This is a genomic window from Streptomyces sp. NPDC051976, assembly GCF_040680795.1.
Taxonomy (GTDB): Bacteria; Actinomycetota; Actinomycetes; order Streptomycetales; family Streptomycetaceae; genus Actinacidiphila.
The window spans coordinates 70,642-92,318 of the sequence record NZ_JBFAXL010000007.1; the positions used below are offsets into that span (position 1 = coordinate 70,642).

15 protein-coding genes are annotated in these 21,677 nt (G+C 69.2%); 3 read left to right on the forward strand and 12 right to left on the reverse strand.

Translation table 11 applies throughout. The annotated features are described in order from the left end of the window. Positions 1-137 precede the first annotated feature (137 nt). The 12 genes from AB0M29_RS10400 to AB0M29_RS10455 form a co-directional block, all read right to left on the reverse strand. A complete protein-coding gene (locus tag AB0M29_RS10400) occupies positions 138-1,010 on the reverse strand; it encodes a thioredoxin domain-containing protein (RefSeq protein WP_365381694.1) in 873 nt (290 codons plus the stop codon). A 125-nt stretch (positions 1,011-1,135) separates the two neighbouring features. Next, positions 1,136-3,061, reverse strand: a complete 1,926-nt coding sequence (gene dxs, locus AB0M29_RS10405) for a 1-deoxy-D-xylulose-5-phosphate synthase (RefSeq protein WP_365381695.1) — start codon at positions 3,059-3,061, stop codon at positions 1,136-1,138. Between the two features lie 219 nt (positions 3,062-3,280). Further along, positions 3,281-4,567 carry a sugar ABC transporter permease gene (locus tag AB0M29_RS10410; RefSeq protein ID WP_365381950.1) on the reverse strand — a complete coding sequence of 429 codons (1,287 nt, stop codon included), beginning with the start codon at positions 4,565-4,567 and terminating at the stop codon, positions 3,281-3,283. Between the two features lie 14 nt (positions 4,568-4,581). Beyond that, positions 4,582-5,370: an ATP-binding cassette domain-containing protein gene (locus tag AB0M29_RS10415; RefSeq protein WP_365381697.1), complete on the reverse strand. Its 789-nt coding sequence runs from the start codon at positions 5,368-5,370 to the stop codon at positions 4,582-4,584. 237 nt (positions 5,371-5,607) lie between these two features. Then, positions 5,608-6,693 (reverse strand): substrate-binding domain-containing protein, encoded by a 1,086-nt coding sequence (locus AB0M29_RS10420; RefSeq protein ID WP_365381699.1) that lies wholly within the window; start codon positions 6,691-6,693, stop codon positions 5,608-5,610. Positions 6,694-6,830: 137 nt separating this feature from the next. Further along, positions 6,831-8,033: an ROK family transcriptional regulator gene (locus AB0M29_RS10425; RefSeq protein WP_365381701.1), complete on the reverse strand. Its 1,203-nt coding sequence runs from the start codon at positions 8,031-8,033 to the stop codon at positions 6,831-6,833. Between the two features lie 262 nt (positions 8,034-8,295). Beyond that, positions 8,296-9,237 (reverse strand): carbohydrate ABC transporter permease, encoded by a 942-nt coding sequence (locus tag AB0M29_RS10430; RefSeq protein WP_365381703.1) that lies wholly within the window; start codon positions 9,235-9,237, stop codon positions 8,296-8,298. Positions 9,238-9,251: 14 nt separating this feature from the next. Beyond that, on the reverse strand, positions 9,252-10,184 hold the full coding sequence (locus AB0M29_RS10435) for a sugar ABC transporter permease (RefSeq protein WP_365381705.1): 933 nt from the start codon (positions 10,182-10,184) through the stop codon (positions 9,252-9,254). Between the two features lie 83 nt (positions 10,185-10,267). Next, on the reverse strand, positions 10,268-11,659 hold the full coding sequence (gene ngcE / locus AB0M29_RS10440; protein ID WP_365381707.1) for an N-acetylglucosamine/diacetylchitobiose ABC transporter substrate-binding protein: 1,392 nt from the start codon (positions 11,657-11,659) through the stop codon (positions 10,268-10,270). A gap of 385 nt (positions 11,660-12,044) precedes the next feature. Next, entirely contained in the window at positions 12,045-14,759 is a 2,715-nt protein-coding gene (gene acnA, locus AB0M29_RS10445) for an aconitate hydratase AcnA (protein ID WP_365381709.1), read from the reverse strand. Between the two features lie 159 nt (positions 14,760-14,918). Then, positions 14,919-16,205, reverse strand: a complete 1,287-nt coding sequence (locus tag AB0M29_RS10450; protein WP_365381951.1) for a phosphatase PAP2 family protein — start codon at positions 16,203-16,205, stop codon at positions 14,919-14,921. A 246-nt stretch (positions 16,206-16,451) separates the two neighbouring features. Beyond that, positions 16,452-16,865, reverse strand: a complete 414-nt coding sequence (locus tag AB0M29_RS10455; RefSeq protein WP_365381711.1) for a hypothetical protein — start codon at positions 16,863-16,865, stop codon at positions 16,452-16,454. Positions 16,866-17,102: 237 nt separating this feature from the next. Here AB0M29_RS10455 and AB0M29_RS10460 point away from each other — a divergent pair, with 237 nt between their 5' ends. From AB0M29_RS10460 to AB0M29_RS10470, 3 genes are all read left to right on the forward strand, one after another. After that, the gene (locus AB0M29_RS10460) at positions 17,103-18,632 is read left to right on the forward strand and encodes a UDP-N-acetylglucosamine 1-carboxyvinyltransferase (protein ID WP_365381713.1); all 1,530 of its coding nucleotides are present in this window, start codon (positions 17,103-17,105) and stop codon (positions 18,630-18,632) included. Between the two features lie 194 nt (positions 18,633-18,826). Next, positions 18,827-20,542, forward strand: coding sequence for a hydrogenase maturation protein (locus AB0M29_RS10465; RefSeq protein ID WP_365381714.1), 1,716 nt, complete (start codon positions 18,827-18,829; stop codon positions 20,540-20,542). Positions 20,543-20,584: 42 nt separating this feature from the next. Beyond that, positions 20,585-21,670, forward strand: coding sequence for a hydrogenase expression protein HypE (locus AB0M29_RS10470; protein WP_365381716.1), 1,086 nt, complete (start codon positions 20,585-20,587; stop codon positions 21,668-21,670). The last annotated feature ends 7 nt before the right edge of the window (positions 21,671-21,677 follow it).

Sequence of the window (21,677 nt, forward strand, 5' to 3'; positions counted from 1 at the left end):
ATAAGACATACCGATAGGACGAACGTGTGACGCGACCGATCCCGGAGGAGCGGGAGGTCCGGACACCGCCGGACGGGCACCGCCGGACGGGCGCCGCCGGACGGGCGCCGGGCCGGAGCCCGGCGGAAGAGCCGGTCTCAGCCCGCCAGCGCCGGAGTGCTGGACGGCGTCGCCTGCACCGCGATGACCCGCTTGGCTTCCTTGAGCACCATCGCGCGCAGCTTCTGCGGCGTCAGCGTGGAGTGCACGTCCTTGACCTGGACGCCGTTGATCTCGACCACGGGGACGCCGCCGAGACCGGACTTCTCGTAGACCTGCTGGCCCTGGTTGACCCAGCCGTCGTGGTCACCGAGCTTCACGCACGGCTCGAAGGTGCCCATCTTGATCTTGCCGGCCTTCTTGGCCAGCTCCTTCATCAGGGCCACGCTGTTGAGGCTGTCCTTCTGCGGGTCCGGCTGCATCTTCCAGAGCTGGTAGACGAACTGCGGGAAGCGGGCCTGGTCCTGCGCGCACGCCGCCGCGTTCGCCGCCACCTTCGCGCCACTGCCGCCGTACTGCTTGTCGGAGGCGGTCACCAGGCGGTACTGCAGCTGGACCTGACCGGTGGTCAGCAGCTGGGTCAGCGTGGGGTCGTACTCGTCGGCGAACGCCTTCGAGTCGGGGCTGCGCAGGTCCTCGTAGATCGTGACGGAGACCGGGATCGACGGGCGCACCGGGAAGCCGAGCGTGGGGCCCGTGGGGCTGGGGGTCGGGGTGGGGCCGGTGGTGGGCGTGTCCGTGACCACCGGGCCGGTGGGCACCACGGGGGCGCCGACGACGCCGGAGGGCGCCTTCACCTTGTCCTCCTTGCCGCTGCGGACATGCTGGCCGATCAGCGCCGAGCCGCCGAACACCACGGCCATCGCGACGAGCCCCATCGCGTAGGGCCGGATCCGGTCCAGCGGGGTCTTGCGCTTCTTGCCGCCCGGACCCGCCGTACGGTCCTGCTCGGGTCCCTTGGACTCCGTCATGTCAACGCCACCTCGATAATTCCGCACTGCTCTCGCGCCTTTTTACCATCGCGCGCGGGGGCCGCCGCACGCCGGTCCCCCACCGGGGCCGCCCACGCGGGGCGGACCCGGTCCTCCGCCACGCCTCAGTCGCGGGCGATCTCGGGCGAACGGTCCGCCTCGTCGGCGAACCGGCCGTCGATGGTCGCGACCAGACCGGTCACCTGGCGTGCGATGTCCGGCGCGGTGAGCCCGATCTCGGCCATGACGTCCTTGCGGGAGCCGTGGTCGAGGAAGCGCTGCGGGATGCCGAAGTCGCGCAGCGGCACGTCCACCTCGGCGTCGCGCAGGGCCTGCGCGACCGACGAGCCGACGCCGCCGACCCTGCCGTTGTCCTCGACGGTGACGACCAGCCGGTGCCGGGCCGCGAGGCCGGGCAGCGCCTCGTCGACGGGCTTGACCCAGCGCGGGTCGACGACGGTGGTGGTGATGCCCTGCGCGTCGAGCAGCGTGGCGATCTCCAGGCACATCGGGGCCAGCGCGCCCACGGACACCAGCAGCACATCGGGCCGCTCGCCCTCGGACGGCTCGCGCAGCACGTCCATACCGCCGATCCGGCCGACGGCGGCCACGGCCGGGCCGACCGCGCCCTTGGAGTAGCGGACCACCGTGGGGGCGTCCTCGACCTCGACGGCCTCGCGCAGCTGGGCGCGCACCTGGTCGGCGTCGCGCGGCGCGGCGATCCGCAGGTCCGGGACGACCTGGAGGATCGACATGTCCCACATGCCGTTGTGCGAGGCGCCGTCGCTGCCGGTGACACCCGCCCGGTCCAGGACGAAGGTGACACCGCACTTGTGCAGGGCGACGTCCATCAGCACCTGGTCGAAGGCGCGGTTGAGGAAGGTGGCGTAGACCGCGAAGACGGGGTGCAGGCCGCCGGTGGCCAGCCCCGCGGCCGAGACCGCGGCGTGCTGCTCGGCGATGCCGACGTCGTAGACCCGGTCGGGGAACGCCTTGGCGAACTTGTCGAGCCCGACCGGCTGGAGCATCGCGGCGGTGATGGCCACGATGTCGGGCCGCTCCTTGCCGAGCTCGACCATCTCGTCGCCGAAGACGGAGGTCCAGTCGGCGCCCGCGGCGGCCACCGGCAGGCCGGTGTCGGGGTGGATCGGGCCGATGCCGTGGAAGCGGTCGGCCTCGTCCTGCTCGGCGGGCTTGTAGCCGCGGCCCTTCTCGGTGATGCAGTGCACGATGACGGGGCCGCCGAAGCGCTTGGCGCGCTGCAGAGCGGACTCCAGGGCCTCCACGTCGTGGCCGTCGATCGGGCCGACGTACTTCAGGCCGAGGTCCTCGAACATGCCCTGCGGGGCGATGAAGTCCTTCAGGCCCTTCTTCGCGCCGTGCAGCGTCTCGTAGAGCGGCTGCCCGATCAGCGGGGTGCGCTCCAGCAGCTCCTTGGTGCGGGACAGGAAACGCTCGTAGCCGTCGGTGGTGCGCAGGGTCGCCAGATGGTCCGCGAGACCGCCGATGGTGGGGGCGTACGAGCGCTCGTTGTCGTTGACCACGATGATCAGGGGGCGGTCCTGGGCGGCGGCGATGTTGTTCAGCGCCTCCCAGGCCATGCCGCCGGTCAGCGCGCCGTCGCCGATGACCGCGACCACGTGGTCGTTGCGGCCCAGCACCTCGTTGGCCTTGGCCAGGCCGTCGGCCCAGCCCAGCACTGTCGAGGCGTGGCTGTTCTCGATCACGTCGTGCTCGGACTCGGCCCGCGAGGGGTAGCCGGACAGCCCGCCCTTGCTCTTGAGCTTCGCGAAGTCCTGGCGGCCGGTGAGCAGCTTGTGCACGTAACTCTGGTGCCCGGTGTCGAACAGGATGCGGTCCTGCGGGGAGTGGAAGACCCGGTGCAGGGCGATGGTCAGCTCGACCACGCCGAGGTTGGGGCCGAGGTGCCCGCCGGTCTTCGACACCGCGTCGACAAGGAAGGTGCGGATCTCGGCCGCCAGCTCCACGAGCTGCTGCGGGCTGAGCCGGTCGAGGTCGCGCGGTCCGTTGATACGGGTCAGCACTGCCACCCGTTCCTCCCTCTGCTGCCTGTCGAGTGCGCCGGTCCGGCCGATCAGGCCGATCCGACGAGTCTAATGTTCCGGTTGGGGCGGCGATGGCCGCCCCGTGCGATGTATGTCACGGCTGGAGCGCGCGAAACCGCCGGGCCGTGCCTGGAGTTCCAGGAACGGCCCGGCGGTCGGGTGACACCGGGTCCGCGCGGTGGCGCGGCTGGTACGGGTGTGCGACTACGCGCGGCCGGAGGACTTCTGGGTCCGGCGCGAGACCGAGTCGATGACCACCGCGGCGAGCAGCACCGCGCCGGTGATCATGTACTGGATCGAGGTGTTCATGTTGAGCAGGTCCAGGCCGGTCTGGATGGACTGGATGACGAGCATGCCGAGCAGCGCCGACCAGACGTTGCCGCGTCCGCCGAAGAGGCTGGTGCCACCGATGACGGCGGCCGCGATGGCCAGCATCAGCAGGTTGCCGCTGCCCGCGGCGAGCGTGGCGGTGTAGGTCTGGGCGGCCAGGAACAGACCGCCGGCGGCCGCGAAACCACCGGAGATGGCGAAGACCGCGATGCGGACCAGCGCCACGTTGATACCGGCGCGGCGGGCGGCCTCGATGCTGCCGCCGACCGCGAAGACCTTGCGGCCGAAGGTGGTGCGGCGCAGCACGAAGTCGCAGATCACCAGGGTGACGAGGAAGATCACCAAGGCGTTCGGCACACCGGAGGTCTTGTTCAGCACGTACGCGGCCACGTAGCCGACGATCGCCAGCACCGCGGCGCGCAGGATGATCTCGCTGGTGGGGCGGAAGGGCACACCGGCCTTGCGGCGGCGGGTCTGCTCGATGAACGAGCCCGCCAGCAGCGCCACGACGCCGACCGTCGCCAGGATGTAGCCGCCGGCGATGTCCTGGTCCATGAAGAAGGAGCGCTGCCCGAGGATGTGCATCGGGCCGGTGTCCTGGATCGAGAGGCTGCCGGTGGAGCCCAGCAGCCACAGCATCAGGCCGTTCCAGCCCAGGTTGCCGGCCAGGGTGACGACGAACGCCGGGACGCCGATCTTGGCGAAGAAGAAGCCGTGGATCGCGCCGATGCCGATGCCGGTGAGGATCGTGAGGACCAGCGCCAGCCACTCGTTCATGCCGTGCGTGGTGGAGAAGATCGCGAAGATCGCCGCGGACAGACCACTGACCGAGGCGACCGACAGGTCGATCTCACCGAGCAGCAGGACGAAGACCAGTCCGGTGGCGATCATGCCGGTCGCGGACAGGAAGTAGCAGATGTTGACCATGTTGGCCGAGCTCAGGAACAGGCTGTCCCTGGTCTGGAACACGGTCCAGATGATGATCAGACCGACGATGACCGGGATGGAGCCCAGCTCACCACCGCGCATCTTGCGCTTGAACTCGGTCCAGTAGCCCTTGAGGCCCTCTTCACGGACCAGGAGCCGCGGGTCGAGCGGGGCCACCGCCGGCGGCAGCACCTCGTCGGCCGGAGCCTGTGCGTGCCTGCCCGACTTGGGCATGGTGTCCTTGTCGCTCACTTCGCCGCCTCCACGTTGCGCGCCTGCCGACGGGTCACGGCGTTGTCCGTGGCACCGGTGATGGCGGCGATGATCTGCTCGTTCGTGGTGCCCTTCACCGGGAAGGCACCGTTGTTCCTGCCGAGCCGCAGCACGTGGACGGTGTCCGCGACCGCGGTCACGTCCGCCATGTTGTGGCTGATCAGGATCACGCCGAGGCCGCGCTCACGCAGCCGCTCGACCAGGTCGAGGACCTGGGCGGTCTGCTCGACGCCCAGGGCGGCGGTGGGCTCGTCGAGGATGACGATCTTCGGCTCGCCGATCAGGGCACGGGCGATGGCCACGACCTGACGCTGGCCACCGGAGAGGCTCGCGATCGGGATCCGCACGCTGGGGATCCGGATCGAGAGGGTGTTGAGGAGTTCGCGCGCGCGCTTTTCCATCGTGACCTCGTCGAGCGCTCCCGCGCGGAGCAGCTCGCGGCCGAGGTAGAGGTTGCCGACCACGTCGAGGTTGTCGCACAGGGCGAGGTCCTGGTAGGTCGTGGCGATACCGAGGCCCTGGGCGTCCTGCGGCCGGTTGATGCTGACCGCCTTGCCCTCCCACTCGATGACGCCTTCATCGATCGGGTGCACACCGGCGATCGTCTTGACCAGTGTGGACTTACCGGCACCGTTGTCGCCGACAAGGGCGACCACTTCTCCGGCGTGGACCTCCAGCTCGACATCGGTGAGGGCCTGGACCGCACCGAATCGCTTGGAGACCCCGCGCAACGCCAGCACGGGCGTAGCGGACACGTGAACCATCTCCTTCGCCGCCTGACCGGCGGGGATGCCGCGTACTGGCTGGGCAGCCGCGGAAGGACGTGCAACAAAGCACAGGATTACAAGGTGAACGGGGAACGGGACGAACCCCTTCCCCACATGCTGCTGACCCGTAAACGATTCCGCCCGGCGCCCCACCCCGGCAGCGGGGTGGAAAGTGGAGTGGAGCGCCGGACAGGCTTCTACGGGCTCGGGCTCATCGCCCTGTTACTGCGTTACCTACTGGATGCCCGCTGCCTTGCACGCCGACGCGAACTCGGCGGTGCAGAGCTGGGCGGTGGTGTAGAGACCGTCCTTGATGACCGTGTCCTTGATGTTGGCCTTGGTCACGGAGACGGCGCCGATCAGGTGGGCGGGGACGTCCTGGCCCGAGCCGCTCTTGGCGGTGGTCTCGGTGACCGACTTGAAGTCCTTGCCGTTGAGCAGGTCCACCGCGATCTCGGCGGTGGCGTCGGCCTCAGGCTTGTAGGCCTTGTAGACCGTGCTGGTCTGCGCGCCCGTGAGGATGCGCTGCAGGCCCGCGAGCTCCGCGTCCTGACCGGTCAGCGGGACGTTGATGTTGGCGCCCTTGAGCGCGGTGGCGATACCGCCGGCCATGCCGTCGTTGGCCGAGTAGACACCGGCGATGTTCTTCGCGCCGAGCTGGGTGATCGCCGCGGTCACCTTCTGGTTGGCGACGGTGTCCTTCCACAGACCGCTCTGCTCGTAGGCGATGTTCACCTTGCCGTCGAGGATCTTGTGCGCGCCGGCCTTGAACTGGGCGGCGTTCGGGTCGGCGTCGTCACCGTTGATCATCACGATCTTGGAGGACGGGGTGGCCTTGGAGCCCAGCGCGTCGAGGAGGGCCTGGCCCTGCAGCTCGCCGACCTTCTCGTTGTCGTAGGAGACGTACGCGGAGACGGGGCCCTGCGCGAGGCGGTCGTACGCGACGACCTTGATGCCCTTGTCGACAGCCGCCTGGACCGAGGTCTTGATGCCGACCGAGTCCTGCGCGTCGAGGATGAGAACCTTGACGCCCTTGGCGATCATGCTGCTGACCTGCTGCGCCTGCTTCGCGGGGTCACCGGCGGCGTTGGCGTAGTCGACGGAGCAGTCGGAGCACAGCTCCTTGATCTTCGCCTCGATCAGCGGCTTGTCGAACTTCTCGTACCGCGTCGTCGCGTTCTCCGGCAGGAGCAGACCGATGGTCTTGTCCTTGCTGGACGACCCGCTGTCGCCGCCGCCCGACTTGCCGCAAGCGGCCATCGTCAGCGCGATCGAAACCGCCGCCGTCCCGACGACGATGCGACGCGTCATTGCGTTCATGAGGTTGCCTCCCTGACAGGGCCGCAACACCGCGGCCGAGGTGGTCGTGAGTCAACTCCGGCTGACGCCGTGTCGTCAAGAAGTAAACACTTAACGAGATGGCAACGGCGCGTTTCGTTAGCTGTGTGAACACTCAGTTATGCGGAGAAGGCGGGTGTATCAACCGGAGTATTGCCGTCCAACAGTGTAGAATCGCCCATCTCACTCAACACCAGGGCAAGCGCACCCAAAACTTCCGCTCGCGCACCCAGCGCTCCGGGGACGACGGAGAGCCGCTGGGCGGCGCTGGGGATGGCGTAGCGGGACACCGACTCCCGTATCGGCCCGAGCACCAACTCGCCCGCCTCCGCCAGGTCCCCGCCCAGCACGACCCTGCTGGGGTTCAGGAGGTTGCAGAGGCTGGCCACGCCCATCCCTATGTGGCGGCCGACGTCGCCGATGACACGGCGGCAGCCAGGGTCGCCCTCCCGGGCGAGCTGGACCATCTTCGGCACCGTCAGGCCGTCCCCGTGGCTGCCGCGCAGCAGCTCGAGCACATAGCGGGCGGCGGTGAAGGTCTCCAGGCAGCCGCGGTTGCCGCAGCGGCAGACCGGGCCCGACTCGTCCAGCGTGATGTGGCCGATCTCGCCCGCGGTGCCGCCCGGTCCGCGGTAGATCCGGCCGTCTATCACCAGGCCGGCGCCGACACCGCTGGCGACCTTGATGTACGCCAGGTCCTTGACCCCGCGGCCGCCGCCCCAGACCAGCTCGCCCAGGGCGCCGAGGTTGGCGTCGTTGTCGACCTGGACGGGCACGCCGAGCCGGTCGGACAGCTCCTGGCGGGGGTTGATACCGCTCCAGCCGGGCAGGATCGCGGTCGAGCCCAGCGCCCCGGTCTCCACGTCGATCGGGCCGGGCACGCCGAGGCCGACGCCGAGCACCTTGTCGGGGCTGATCCCGGTGGATTCCACCAGCCGGGCGACCAGCTGCTCGGCCCGGTCGAAGCCCTGCGAGGCGGAGGCGTCCACGTCGATCGGCTCGGACTGCTCGGCCAGCACCTGGTGGGCCAGATTGCCCACCGCGACCCGCAGATGGGAGTGACCGAAGTCGACGCCGACCACGATGCCCGCGTCACCGGACAGCGCCACGCTGCGGGCCCGCCGACCCCCCGAGGAGGTCGGCGTGACCTGCACCGTCCCGTTGTCCCGCAGCTCGCGCACGATATTGGAGACGGTCGCGGCCGACAGTCCTGTACTGCGCGCGATCTCGGCCTGGGTGAGCGACCCGGCCAGCCGCACGGCGCGAACGACGCGCTCCAGGTTGGCCCGGTGCAGCGACGACTGCGATCCCGGAGTCTCCACGACATCCACTCCTGCCCGGCAGCCGGAACGACTCCGGCGGCCCGCACGGACGGGACCTGACACCGGTGGAGGCAGCTTTCAGAGCTTGTCCACACCAGCGAGACCCCGTCGTCTACAACATGTGAACTCTAAGTTGAGTGTTTGGGGTGATGTCCCGTCAAGGGGGAGAGCCACACCGTTATGGGATTCACCCGGGAACGCCGGGAAGCGGCTCCGCACCTGCGCGGAGCCGCTCGGGGCATTCGGCACCCGGCCCGTGGGGCTACTTCAGGGTGCCCGCGGTCAGGCCGGCCTGCACCTGGCGCTGGAAGGAGAGATACACCACCAGCACCGGCAGCATCGCGACGACCATACCGGCGAAGAGCGCCGGGTAGTCGCCCGAGTAGCCCTGCTGGAGTGCCAGGTTGACCAGGCCCTGGGCGAGCATGGAGCGGTCCTTGTCGGTGCTGCTCTGCTGCTGCATGAGCGTGACCGGCAGGATGTACTGGTTCCACTGGCCGAGCACGTTGAAGATGCCGACGCTCAGCAGACCGGGTTTGGCCATCGGGACCATGATCTGGAAGAAGGTCCTGCTGTGCGACGCGCCGTCCAGCACCGCCGCCTCGTGCACCGCGGTCGGCAGGGTCTTGAAGAAGGAGTGCATGAAGAACGTGGTGAAGGGCAGCGAGTACGCCACGTACACCAGGATCAGTCCCTGGTAGGTGTTGAGCATGCCGAGGTTCTTGACCATGAAGAACAGCGGGACCAGGGCCAGGAAGTACGGGAACATCGCGCCGCCGACGAACAGGAAGTAGATGAACCTGTTGCCGGGGAAGTCGTAGCGGGCCAGCACATAGGCGACCATCGAGCCGAGGAGCATCGTCAGCGGCACCGAGAAGATCATCACGATCACGGTGTTCAGGAAGAAGTCGCCGATGCCCTTGTCCCAGGCCCGCCCGAACGCGCCGAAGCTCCAGTGCGAGGGCCAGGACCAGGCGCTCGCGCCGATCTCGCTGTTGTTCTTGAACGCGCTGAGGATGATCCAGGCGAGCGGGAAGATGATCATGATGGCCCACACGATGAGGAATCCGTGGGAGAACACGTTGAGGACGCGGCCGCCGTCGCCGTTGTAGCTCTTGTCGTCCGTCCGGCCCTTGCGGGGGGCGACCGTGACGGGCACCTGGTCCACCAGGCCGGACTGCGATTCGGTGATGGGTGAGGTCATGGTGCTATCCCCGCTCAGAACTCGATACGGTCACGGCGGGAGACCCGGAGCGTGACGGCGGAAACGATCAGCGTGACCAGCATGATGATCACACCCTGGGCGCAGGCGTAGCCGCTCTTGCCGAAGGCAAGGAAGTTGCGCATCAGGTAGGTCGCCATGACCTCACTGTGGTGGTCGGGACCGCCGCCGTACGCGGTGCCGGGGGTCAGGCCGGACACGAGGGCGAAGAAGTCCATGGCGAAGATCGAGATGTAGACCCACGAGGTCTGCACGCTGTCCCACAGCAGCGGGAGGGTCACCTTGAAGAACGTCTGCGACCGGCCGGCGCCGTCGAGCAGCGCGGCCTCGTAGATGTCCTTCGGGATGGACTGCATCGCGGCGGAGAACAGCACCAGGTAGAAACCGACGCCGGCCCACACCTGGATCAGCAGCAGGCACCACAGCACCAGGTTGGGGTCGTTCAGCCACTCGATGGGGTTGTTCGCGTCTTCCAGGTGCAGCTTTATCAGGATGCCGTTGAGCAGACCGGCACCGTCACTGCGGTACACCGCGCCGAACAGCACGATGAGGATCGCGACCGACAGCACCTGCGGGAAGAAGTAGACGATCTTGTAGAAACCCGCCCCGCGGACGCCCTGCACGCCGCCGGCGCGCTCACGGCCGCCGACGTTCACCATGAAGGCGAAGAACAACGCCAGCAGGATGGTGATTATCGGCAGGAAGATCAGGAGCAGGATGTTGTGCCACAGCGCCGTCCTGAACACGCTGTCGTGGAAGAGGGTCGTGTAGTTGTCCAGTCCCACGAACTTGAACGTCTGCGACTCGCCCGACCAGTTCGTCAGCGAATAGCCGAAGGTCTGCAGATACGGCCAGATGACGAAGGTGATGTACAGGACGAGCGGAACGATGAGAAAGCCCACGATGAAGGGGTATTTACGATGCTGCATGGCTGCTGCTCCTGGTCGAGGGGCTGTGCCGATGCGGGGGCCGGCACGCGTCCGGCCCCCGCATCACGCACGGTATCGGCGGTTCAGCCCTTCTTGGCCTTCTGCGCGAGCTGCTTGGCCTTGGCGATCCACTGGGCAGGGGTGAGTCGCTTGGCCATCAGCTCGGAGCTGAGGTTCTGCAGGTCGATGTCGAACTGGCTGTTCGTGTTGGGGTAGTTGTAGTTGAAGGTGTTGGCGCCCGCCGCGGTCAGCGCGGCCACGGTGGACTTGGTGCCGGGACGCAGCTGCACGTCCGAACCGACGCCGTCCTTCAGCACGGTGAGCGAGTTGGCGGCCGCGGCGAACTTGCCGGAGCCCTCCTTCGTCAGCATCATGCGCAGGAACTCCAGGCCGCCGGCCTGGTTCTTGGCCTTGGCGGGGACGATGAACGGCTCGCCCGCGCCCGCCCTCATGGCCTCGAAGGGCAGCTTGTCGCCGTCCAGCGAGGGCATCGGCAGGAAGGTCATCTCGAAGTCGCTCGGGGTGGCCTTGAGCTGCTCGTTCTCCAGCCAGGAACCGCAGGGGATGAAGGCGGCCTTGTACTGGTTCCACTTGGTCTGCGACTCGATGTGGGTCAGACCGTTGGTGCCCGGCAGGAGGTAGTCGTTGCTGACGATCTCGTAGACGGCCTCAATGCCCGCCTTGACGGCCGGGTCGTCCCACGCGGTGGGGTCGAAGGCGTCGATGCGCTTCTGGAGGTCCAGACCGCCGTTCTTGGCGATGAGGTCCATGATCACGACGTTGATGTAGTACGGGAACTTGCCCTGGTGGGCGAAGGGCGCGATACCGGCCTTCTTGATCTCCGCGGAGAGGGACATGAAGTCCTTCCACGTCTTCGGCGCGGTCCAGCCCTTCTCCTTGAAGAGCTTGCCGGAGTACCACAGACCCCACATGGTGTAGACGTAGCTCAGCGAGTACATCTTGCCGTCGAGCATGCCGGTCTCGATGGTGCCGGGCTGCAGCACGTCGCGGATCTTCTTGGTCGGGTCGTCGATGTACGGGGCGTCCAGCAGCTGGGTGAGGTCGGTCAGCTGACCGCTCTTCTCCAGGACGTCGAGCTTGATCTGCTTGGCGCCCGAGTCGTCGATGACGTCCGGCGGGGTGCCGCCGTTGAAGCGGGGCTGCAGCTTGCCGGTGATGTCCTGGGTGGGCAGGACACTCGACTTCGCGCCGGAGTGCTTCGACTCGTAGAGCTTGCCCAGCGCGGTGGCGTAGTCGTGGCCGTAGCCACCGTCGAAGATGACGATGTCGAGGGCGGCGGAGTCGTTCACCCCGAACGGGTTGTTCTTGCTCCCGGCCTGCTTGGTCGGCTTGGTGGAGTTGTTGTCGCCCCCGCTGGACGCACACGCGCTCAGCAGACCGGCCGACGGAATGGCCACCAGGCCAAGTACCGCGGAGCGCTTGACCAGATCCCGGCGGTTCATTTCGGATCCCATGCTCAAGTCCTCGCCTTCTCCAGGACTCATGCGGTGCAGCGAAATCCGCCGACGACCGCGAACAGTTGAAGCTTGAGTTGCCGTGCATCCATCGAGGAGAGGTACGTCACCGTGATCGCCGGGTGGTCCACCCGTCGTTTCCCCCCGCCCCGCCCCGCTGCGACGCGGGTTCCTTGGACGCGACAGGTATAGTCCACTTGCGTCGGGCAGGGCAAGATCCATCGCCGGTTCGGGCGGCAAGCTTTCCCGAGTTGAGACCTCGCCGAAACGTCGGATGCCTTGTCATCGCGGGAGCCGCCGGTCCTCGTATGCAAAAAATGAAGGGCCGCACCTCCCACGTGACAGAAGGTGCGGCCCGTCGACAGGACCGGATGCTACGGCGTCGTTACTTGCGGATCAACGACCGCAACACGTACTGCATGATGCCGCCGTTCCGGTAGTAGTCCGCCTCACCGGGGGTGTCGATACGGACGACGGCGTCGAACTCGACCCCGGTGTCCGTGGCGACCTTCACGGTGCGCGGCGTCGTGCCGTCGTTCAGGGCGGTCACACCGGTGAAGGAGAAGGTCTCCTCGCCGGTGAGGCCCAGGGAGGCCGCGGTGGCGCCCTCGGGGAACTGCAGCGGCAGTACGCCCATGCCGATCAGGTTCGAGCGGTGGATGCGCTCGTAGGACTCCGCGATGACCGCCTTCACGCCGAGCAGCGCGGTGCCCTTGGCGGCCCAGTCGCGGGACGAGCCGGAGCCGTACTCCTTGCCCGCCAGGACGACCAGCGGGGTGCCCTGCTCGATGTAGTTGCGCGACGCGTCGTAGATGAACGCGACCGGCCCGCCGTCCTGGGTGAAGTCGCGGGTGAAGCCGCCCTCGGTGCCCGGCGCGATCTGGTTGCGCAGCCGGATGTTGGCGAAGGTGCCGCGGATCATGACCTCGTGGTTGCCGCGGCGCGAGCCGTAGCTGTTGAAGTCACGGCGCTCGACGCCGTGCTCGGTGAGGTACGTGCCCGCGGGCGTGTCGGCCTTGATGGCTCCGGCCGGGGAGATGTGGTCGGTGGTGACCGAGTCGCCCAGCTTGGCCAGCACCCGGGCGCCGGTGATGTCGGAGACCGGGGTGGTCTCCATCGTCATGCCCTCGAAGTACGGGGGCTTGCGCACGTAGGTGGACTGCGGGTCCCACTCGAAGGTGTTGCCGGTCGGGATCGGCAGCGCCTGCCACTGGGCGTCGCCCGCGAAGACGTCCTTGTAGGACTCGCTGAACATGTCCTGGCCGATCGCGGACGCGACCACGTCGTTGACCTCGGCCTCGGTCGGCCAGATGTCCTGGAGGTACACCGGCTTGCCGTCGGCGTCGGTGCCCAGGGCGTCCTCGGTGATGTTCACCTTCATCGAGCCGGCGATCGCGTAGGCCACGACCAGCGGCGGGGACGCCAGGTAGTTCATCTTGACGTCCGGGTTGATCCGCCCCTCGAAGTTGCGGTTGCCGGAGAGCACCGAGGTGACGGCGAGGTCGGCGTCGTTGACCGCCTGCGAGACCTCCTCGGGCAGCGGCCCGGAGTTGCCGATGCAGGTGGTGCAGCCGTAGCCGACCAGGTTGAAGCCGAGCTTGTCCAGGTACGGCGTCAGGCCGGCCTTGTCGAAGTAGTCGGTGACGACCTTCGAGCCCGGGGCGAGGGTGGTCTTCACCCACGGCTTGCGGGTCAGGCCGCGCTCGACCGCCTTCTTGGCCACCAGCGCGGCGGCCACCATGACGTACGGGTTCGAGGTGTTGGTGCAGGAGGTGATCGCGGCGACGGTGACAGCGCCGTGGTCGATCTCGTACGTCGACCCGTCGGGCGCGGTGACGACCGTCGGCTTGCTGGGCACGCCGTTGGCCGCGGCCGGTGAGTCGGAGGCCGGGAAGGACTCCTTGCCCGCCTCCTCGTCGTCGCTGACGTAGTTGCGCACGTCGCGGGCGAACTGCTCGTGGGCGCCCGCCAGCACGATGCGGTCCTGCGGGCGCTTCGGCCCGGCGATGGACGGCACGACGGTGGAGAGGTCGAGCTCCAGCTTCTCGGAGAAGTCGGGCTCCGCGGCCGGGTCCAGCCACAGGCCCTGCTCCTTGGCGTACGCCTCGACCAGCGCGACCTGCTGCTCGTCGCGGCCGGTCAGCCGCAGGTACTTCAGCGTCTCGTCGTCGATCGGGAAGATCGCGGCGGTGGAGCCGAACTCCGGCGACATGTTGCCGATGGTGGCGCGGTTGGCCAGCGACGTGGCGCCGACGCCCTCGCCGTAGAACTCCACGAACTTGCCGACGACACCGTGCCCCCGCAGCATCTCGGTGATGGTCAGCACCAGGTCGGTGGCGGTGGTGCCGGTGGGCAGCTCACCGGTCAGCTTGAAGCCGACGACGCGCGGGATGAGCATCGACACCGGCTGGCCGAGCATCGCGGCCTCGGCCTCGATGCCGCCGACGCCCCAGCCCAGCACGCCCAGGCCGTTGACCATGGTGGTGTGCGAGTCGGTGCCGACGAGGGTGTCGGGGTACGCCTGGCCGTTCCTGACCATGACGGTACGGGCCAGGTGCTCGATGTTGACCTGGTGCACGATGCCGGTGCCGGGCGGGACGACCTTGAACTCGTCGAAGGCGGTCTGGCCCCAGCGCAGGAACTGGTAGCGCTCCTTGTTGCGGCCGTACTCCAGCTCCACGTTCTGCGCGAAGGAGTCGGCGGTGCCGAAGCGGTCGGCGATCACGGAGTGGTCGATGACCAGCTCGGCGGGGGCCAGCGGGTTGATCTTCGCCGGGTCGCCGCCGAGCTCCTTCACGGCCTCACGCATGGTGGCGAGGTCCACCACGCACGGCACGCCGGTGAAGTCCTGCATGATCACACGGGCCGGCGTGAACTGGATCTCCTGGCTCGGCTGGGCCTGGGAGTCCCAGCCGCCGAGCGCGCGGATGTGGTCGGCGGTGATGTTCGCGCCGTCCTCGGTGCGGAGCAGGTTCTCCAGCAGCACCTTCAGGCTGTAGGGGAGGCGGGCAGCGCCTTCCACCTTGTCCAGCCGGAAGATCTCGTACGACTCGTCGCCCACCTGCAGCGTGCTGCGGGCGTCGAAGCTGTTCGCCGACACGACAGTCTCCTTCATGCGTCGTCTTGCGTTGTTTCGCGCGTACCACCGCGATCACCGGGTGTGGCGCGGTGCGCGGTACGCCTCGGCAGATATCTCGATGTCGAGATAACTCTAGTACATGACCGCTGCCCGGTCATGTACCGGCCGACGCAAGACGGGTCACACCAGCTCGGGCTGCGGTTCCGCCTGGCGCGGGTGCGGCACACCGACCCCGGCGGGCTGCGGTTCCCAGAGCCTGGTGGTCCGCAGATAGCCGTAGATCACCGAGCCCATCGCCAGCAGGAGCAGCGGTCCGAACACCACCGGGTGCGCGGCCATCCGCGTCGGCAGATAGCGGTACGACACCAGGAGCGCGGCGAACACCACCGAGCCGTAGCAGACCAGCGTGATCCCGGCCCGGTCCCAGCCGCGGTCGAGGGCGCGCATCCCCGTCTCGATGGTGAGTGCGAACACCACGCCGGCGACGAGGTCCACGCCGTAGTGGTAGCCGAATCCCAGCGTGGCGGTGAGCGTGGCGACCAGCCAGAACGCACCCGCGGCCCGTACGAACCGCGGGCCCTTGCGGGAGTGGATGAAGATCGTGGTGGCCCAGGCGGTGTGCAGGCTGGGCATGCAGTTGCGCGGGGTGACCTGGTCGAAGGCGATCGGGTGCGGGGAGCCGATGGCCGGCGCGGTGTCGGGCCACAGGTTGGCCACCGCCCAGTGCCCGCCGTCGGCGCCGTAGGCGAAGACCGGTCCGACCGTGGGGAAGAGCATGTAGATGCCGGGCCCGAGCAGACCTATCACCAGGAAGGTGCGCACCAGGTGATGGCTCGGGAAGCGGCGCTCGACCGCCACGTTGCGCAGTTGGTAGAGCGCCACGAGGGCCGCCGCCAGCGGGAGCTGGCCGTAGACAAGGCTGAGGATGTGGCTGCCGACCGGTCCTGTGGCGTCGACGAACCTGCCGACCAGCCAGGACGGGTTGCCCAGCGCGTGGTCGGCGGTCGCCACGTACTCGTCGAGCACGTTGGGGCGGGTCTTGGAGGTGATGAGCAGCCAGGTGTCACCGACCTTGTGGCCCGCGACGAGCAGCAGTCCCAGCCCGACGCCCTTGAGCAGCAGGACGCGCTCCCGGCCGGTGCGGCGGGTGAGCGCGATGACCGCGACGCCCAGGATCACCCACATCGCGCCGTTGCCGAAGCTCAGTCTGGTGCCGGCCGCCCATCTGCCCAACAGGAAGACGGTGTCGATACCGACCGCGATCGCGGCGGCGATGAAACGCTGCCGCCAGGTGAGCACCACCATCATCAGCGCCAGGCCCGCGTACAGCAGCGGCCCGGAGTTGGGAGTGAACACCACCTCTCGCGCCTGGTTGGTCACCGGCCCCGGCAGGCCGTAGTGACGCGCCGCGATCTCCAGCGTCACGAGGAACCCGACGGTCGTCACACCCACCGCGGTCCACAGCAGCGCCCGCGGCCGGCGCCACGCACTGAACGTAATATTCCGGTTTATTCGCGAAATTACCTGTGATGCTATAGATATCAATTTAGGTCGATTTGTTAGATGTTAGCTACATAGGTCACTTCTTGTGCCGGATAGCACGGGTTCCTGGTGAAGGCCGGGCGACAATGGGGTGATCGCCGTGAGTCGAACATGCTACCGGAGCCCTCCGGCGACCTTCCGGGGGTTTACGGGTGAGCTGTTCGGCCGCGGCTACGGCTTGGTGGTCACGCTCGCGGGCAGTTCCACCCATTCGCCCATGACACAGGCGTAGGTCCGGCCGCCGCGGACGCCGATGTCCTCGTCGACGCAGGGCTTGGCGGGGTTGATCGTCGGATAGACGACCCTGCCCGTGAGGCACAGATTGGCCGCCTTGGCCCTGGGGGTGGCGCAGGTGTGGACCTCGCTGCTGAAGCTCGGCGAGACGGTGGTCGCCGTCGGGCGCGCGCCGGTGGCCGCGGAGGTCACGGTGGGCGGCGGCGAGGTGCGGCCGCCGGAGGCCGGCCGGCCGAACGGCATCGGCGGTGGCGGCTTCCCGCCGCCACCGGCGGCCCCGCATCCGGCGGCGGCCGCGAGCGCGAGGACGGCGAGGGCGGTGCCCGCCGCCGCACGTAGGGGCGTGTGCATGATCGGCATCATCCACCACGCCGCCGTACGCGCGTTCGGGTGGGCCGCCCGATGGGATCCATGGGAGCAGTGGGACACGCGGGACGCCTGGCGACCCAGGGGTTGCGGAGCCCGGCACCGCGGGTACGGTGTTGGCGGTCGCGCAGAGCCGACGCCTCGTCAGGCGTCCGGCCAGGCACCCGCATGGACACTCGCGCCCAACTTGCCCGATCTCATATATGAGATAGCCTCGGGCATATGACCGACGACTACCTCGCACGTATCGGCAAGCTCATCCGCGACGCCCGACAGCATCGAGGCTGGACACAGGCGCAGCTCGCGGAGGCTCTCGGCACCAGCCAGAGTGCGGTCAATCGGATCGAACGCGGCAACCAAAATATCAGCCTTGAGATGATCGCCCGCATCGGTGAGGCGCTCGACAGCGAGATCGTGTCCCTCGGTTACGCCGGTCCCATGCATCTGCGGGTCGTCGGCGGCCGCCGGCTCTCCGGCGCCATAGACGTCAAGACGAGCAAGAACGCGTGCGTGGCGCTGCTGTGCGCGTCGCTGCTCAACGCGGGCCGCACCACACTGCGCCGGGTGGCCAGGATCGAGGAGGTCTACCGGATCCTGGAGGTGCTCGCCAGCATCGGCGTGCGCACCCGGTGGATCAACGACGGCAACGACCTGGAGATCATCCCGCCCGCCGCCCTCGAACTCGACGCGATGGACATGGAGGCGGCCCGCCGCACCCGCAGTGTGATCATGTTCCTCGGGCCGCTGCTGCACCGTACCGACCGCTTCCGCATCCCGTACGCGGGCGGCTGCGACCTGGGCACCCGTACGGTCCAGCCGCACATGAACGCGCTGCGCCACTTCGGCCTCGACGTGACGGCGACCGACGGCACCTACCACGCCGTGGTGGACCGCGGCGTGGCGCCGACCCGGCCGATCGTGCTGACCGAGCGCGGCGACACCGTGACCGAGAACGCGCTGCTGGCCGCCGCCCGCCACGACGGCGTCTCCGTCATCCGCAACGCCAGCTCCAACTACATGGTCCAGGACCTCTGCTTCTTCCTGGAGGAGCTGGGCGTGCGGGTGGAGGGCATCGGCACCACCACGCTGACCGTGCACGGCGTGGCCGCCATCGACCGCGACGTGGACTACGCCCCGTCCGAGGACCCGGTGGAGGCGATGAGCCTGCTGGCCGCCGCCGTGGTCACCGAGTCGGAGCTGACCATCCGCCGGGTGCCGATCGAGTTCATGGAGATCGAGCTGGCGGTGCTGGAGGAGATGGGGCTCGACCACGAGCTCACCCCCGAGTACCGGGCGGACAACGGCCGCACCCGGCTGGTCGACCTCACCGTCCGCCCCTCCAAGCTGCGCTCCCCCATCGACAAGATCCACCCGATGCCGTTCCCCGGCCTCAACATCGACAACGTGCCGTTCTTCGCGGCCATCGCGGCCACCGCCCAGGGCTCCACGCTCATCCACGACTGGGTCTACGACAACCGCGCCATCTACCTCACCGAGCTGACCCGGCTGGGCGCCGCCGTCAAGCTGCTCGACCCGCACCGCGTCCTGGTCGAGGGCCCCACCCGCTGGCGCGCCGCCGAGATGATGTGCCCGCCCGCGCTGCGCCCCGGCGTCGTGGTGCTGCTGGCGATGATGGCCGCCGAGGGCACCTCCGTGCTGCGCAACGTCTATGTGATCAACCGCGGTTACGAGGACCTGGCGGAGCGGCTCAACACCATCGGGGCGCAGATCGAGATCTTCCGGGACATCTGAGCGCCCCTCCCCCCTCCCCGGTCCGCACCGGGCGCGGCCTGCCGCCGCCACCGCCAAGTGGTCGATTCGGCACGTCCGCTTTCGTGTGATCCCGCCGCCCGGTCTGCCGGGCGGCGGGCCCGGCTCTCCCTACGCTCGCTGACGCCGCCTGCCTGCCCGGGTCGCGGCCCGCTCAGCCCGCCCAGGGAGGTCCCGTGCGCGTCCTGCTGCTCGCCAGCGCCTTCAACAGCCTTACGCAGCGCGTCCTCGCCGAACTGGGCGACCGCGGCCACACCGTCGAGGTGGCGCTGGCCGTCGGCGACCGGGCGGCGCGGGACGCGAGCGTGCGTGACGCGATCCGCGAGCACGACCCCGACCTGGTGCTGGCCCCGATGCTGCGCACCGCCGTTCCCGAGGACGTGTGGCGGGCCCGGCCGGTGCTCGTCGTCCACCCGGGCCCGGTCGGCGACCGCGGGCCGTCCTCGCTCGACTGGGCCGTGCACGAGGGCGCCCGGCGCTGGGGCGTCACCGTGCTCCAGGCCAACGAGGAGATGGACGGCGGGGACGTGTGGGCCACCGCGTCGTGCCCCGTACCGCCGGTCGGCAAGAGCGACCTGTACCGCAACGAGGTCTCCGACGCGGCGCTCGCGGCGGTGCTGCTGGCCGTGGAGCGCTACGCCTCGGGGAGCTACCGGCCGGTCCCGCAGTCGCGCGAGGGCGTGGTGTGCCGCCCGTACTTCGGGCAGGCCCTGCGGCGGATCGACTGGCCGAGCGACCCGACCGAGAAGGTGGTGCGCACGCTGCGCGCCGCCGACTCGCAGCCCGGGGTGCTCGACGAACTGCTCGGCCAGCAGTGGTTCCTGCACGGCGGCCATCCCGAGTACGACCTGACCGGGCCGCCCGGGGAGCTGCTGGCCACCCGGGCCGGGGCGGTCTGCCGTGCGACGGCGGACGGCGCGGTGTGGCTTCCCGAACTGCGCCCGCGCCGCGTCCCCGGCGGCCCCGCCCGGGTGAAGCTGCCCGCGGTCCTGGCCCTCGGCGACCGGCTGCCCCCGCTGCCCGAACTCCCGGCGCCCGCCGACGACCCGCGGCGGACCTGGAAGGACATCGGCTACCGCGAGGAGGGACCGGTCGGCTTCCTGACCTTCTCCTTCCCCGGCGGCGCGATGAGCACCTCGCACTGCCGCCGGCTGCTGGACGCGTACCGGACGGCGTGCTCCCGCCCCACCTCGCTGCTGGTGCTGGGCGGCGCCCGGGACTTCTTCTCCAACGGCATCCATCTGAACGTGATCGAGGCCGCCGCCGACCCCGCCGCGGAGTCCTGGGCGAACATCACGGCCATGGACGACCTCGTCGAGGCGGTCCTGACCACCACCGACCGGCTGGTGGTGGCCGCGCTGGGCGGCAACGCCGCGGCGGGCGGGGTGATGCTGGCGCTCGCCGCCGACGAGGTCTGGTGCCGTACGGGCGCGGTGCTCAACCCGCACTACCGGCTGATGGGGCTGTACGGCTCCGAGTTCTGGACGTACACCCTGCCCCGCCGGGTCGGCGCCAGGGCCGCGGAGCAGCTCACCGAGCGGGCCCGGCCGGTGAGCGCGGCGGCCGCGCTGCGGCTCGGCCTGGTGGACCGGCTGCTGGAGTGCGACCCCCAGGAGTTCCCGGGCGAGGTGGCCCGGCAGGCCGCGCATCTCGCCTCGGGCGCCCGCGCGCAGGCCCGGATCGCCGCGAAGAAGGCGGCACGCGAGCGGGACGAGGCCGCCGAGCCGCTCGCCCGCTACCGCGAGCGGGAGCTGGCCGAGATGCGGCGGACCTTCTTCGACCCCGCCGCGCCGTACCACGCGCTGCGCAGGGCCTTCGTCACCAAGGCGCCGCCCCGATCGGCCCAGCAAGATGTCCCACCCGCCGCCGCCCGCCAGGACAGTGGTGTCTGACATGCGGGCCTCTGTCCCCCGCCGCCCCGAGGAGGTTTCCCCATGACGTCACCGTCACCGGCCGCCACCGCGACCTCGACCAAGGACGCCCCAGCCGAGGAAGAGGCGCCGATCCACATCCTGTGGATCAACGCCGGACTGAGCTGCGACGGCGACTCGGTCTCGCTGACCGCGGCCACGCAGCCGAGCATCGAGGAGATCGCCCTCAGCGTGCTGCCGGGGCTGCCCAAGATCGCCGTGCACTGGCCGCTGATCGACTACGAATGCGGCCCGGTGGAGGGCGCGGACACCTTCATCGAGTGGTTCTTCAAGGGCGAGCGCGGCGAGATCGACCCGTTCGTGCTGGTCATCGAGGGCTCCATCCCCAACGAGGCGATCAAGCCCGAGGGGTACTGGTGCGGCTTCGGCGACGACCCCGAGACCGGCCAGCCGATCACCACCAGCGAGTGGATCGACCGGCTCGCGCCCAAGGCGCTGGCCGTGGTCGCGATCGGCACCTGCGCCACCTACGGCGGCATCCACGCCATGGAGGGCAACCCGACCGGCGCCATGGGCGTGCCGGACTACCTGGGCTGGGACTGGAAGTCGCACGCCGGCATCCCGATCGTCTGCGTGCCGGGCTGCCCGATCCAGCCGGACAACTTCTCCGAGACGCTGGTCTACCTGCTGCACCAGGCGGCCGGCTCGGCCCCGATGATCCCGCTGGACGAGCACCTGCGCCCGGCGTGGCTGTTCGGCGCGACCGTCCACGAGGGCTGCGACCGCGCGGGCTACTACGAGCAGGGCCAGTTCGCGACCACGTACGACTCGCCCAAGTGCCTGGTCAAGCTGGGCTGCTGGGGTCCGGTCGTGAAGTGCAACGTCCCCAAGCGCGGCTGGATCAACGGCGTCGGCGGCTGCCCCAACGTGGGCGGCATCTGCATCGCCTGCACGATGCCCGGCTTCCCGGACAAGTTCATGCCGTTCATGGACGAGCCCCCCGGCGGCCGGATCTCCAGCACCGCGAGCACCGCGTACGGCTCGGTCATCCGCAAGCTGCGGGCCGTCACCGCGCGCACCGTCGACACCGAGCCCAAGTGGCGCCGCCGCGGCGAGCAGCTCACCACCGGCTACCGGCCCCCGTGGTGACCGTGGC

Excerpts from the sequence above, each read along its gene's own strand:
- ngcE (WP_365381707.1), bottom strand. The coding sequence starts at position 11,659 with ATGGGATCCGAAATGAACCGCCGGGATCTGGTCAAGCGCTCCGCGGTA.
- AB0M29_RS10460 (WP_365381713.1), top strand. The coding sequence starts at position 17,103 with ATGACCGACGACTACCTCGCACGTATCGGCAAGCTCATCCGCGACGCC.
- AB0M29_RS10415 (WP_365381697.1), bottom strand. The coding sequence starts at position 5,370 with ATGGTTCACGTGTCCGCTACGCCCGTGCTGGCGTTGCGCGGGGTCTCC.
- AB0M29_RS10420 (WP_365381699.1), bottom strand. The coding sequence starts at position 6,693 with ATGAACGCAATGACGCGTCGCATCGTCGTCGGGACGGCGGCGGTTTCG.
- AB0M29_RS10400 (WP_365381694.1), bottom strand. The coding sequence starts at position 1,010 with ATGACGGAGTCCAAGGGACCCGAGCAGGACCGTACGGCGGGTCCGGGC.
- AB0M29_RS10410 (WP_365381950.1), bottom strand. The coding sequence starts at position 4,567 with ATGCCCAAGTCGGGCAGGCACGCACAGGCTCCGGCCGACGAGGTGCTG.
- AB0M29_RS10470 (WP_365381716.1), top strand. The coding sequence starts at position 20,585 with ATGACGTCACCGTCACCGGCCGCCACCGCGACCTCGACCAAGGACGCC.
- AB0M29_RS10455 (WP_365381711.1), bottom strand. The coding sequence starts at position 16,865 with ATGCACACGCCCCTACGTGCGGCGGCGGGCACCGCCCTCGCCGTCCTC.
- AB0M29_RS10435 (WP_365381705.1), bottom strand. The coding sequence starts at position 10,184 with ATGCAGCATCGTAAATACCCCTTCATCGTGGGCTTTCTCATCGTTCCG.
- AB0M29_RS10430 (WP_365381703.1), bottom strand. The coding sequence starts at position 9,237 with ATGACCTCACCCATCACCGAATCGCAGTCCGGCCTGGTGGACCAGGTG.